Genomic DNA, 663 nt, shown 5'->3' with positions numbered 1-663 from the left:
GCCGAACCGGCAGCGGCCTGTGTCTCCGCGTCCGTCTGGGCGGCCTTGGGCGGCTCAGTCTCTGACGACTCCGCTACCTTGGTCGTTTCTGCGTTCGCCGCTGCCGGTTCGGCATCGGCCCCACCGGTGGCCGCATCGAGCGCCACACCCTCGCCGCGCAGCCTGGCGCGCAGTTCGAGTATCTCGGCGACGAGCACCTTTTCACGATCCCAACGCTGCTGCGCCGCAGCCAGGGCGATCTCGCTTTCGGCAAGCCCGGTGTCGACGCGCGCCTGCCGTTCAGCCACCTCGATGCCGATCGCGGCCTCGCGCCCGATGATGCCGCGCTCGACCTCCAGAGCCTGGCGGCGGCGCATGATGTCCTCGACCTCGGCTGGCGTAGCATGCTGCGATATGGCGACACGGGCGCAGGCGGTGTCGAGGAGGCTCACCGCCTTGTCAGGCAGTTGCCGTGCCGGGATGTAGCGATGCGACAGGCCGACTGCTGCCTCGATCGCCTCGTCGAGTATCTGCACCTTGTGGTGTTGCTCCAGAACCCCTGCCACACCGCGCAACATCAGAACGGCCACCGCCTCCGACGGCTCGTCGATCTTGACCACCTGGAAACGGCGGGTCAGCGCCGGGTCTTTCTCGATGTGCTGCTTATATTTGGCCCAGGCCGTT

General features: G+C 67.4%; 1 pseudogene. It reads right to left on the bottom strand.

Features of this window, described 5'->3' with window-relative positions:
• A pseudogene (locus EN949_RS35550) lies at positions 1 to 663 on the bottom strand (type VI secretion system ATPase TssH); the annotation flags it as partial.

Source organism: Mesorhizobium sp. M7A.F.Ca.US.007.01.2.1 (genome assembly GCF_003998165.1).
Lineage (GTDB): Bacteria > Pseudomonadota > Alphaproteobacteria > Rhizobiales > Rhizobiaceae > Mesorhizobium > Mesorhizobium ciceri.
The sequence above is the reverse complement of the archived record's forward strand: the minus strand, read 5'-3'. Positions and strand labels throughout refer to the sequence as shown.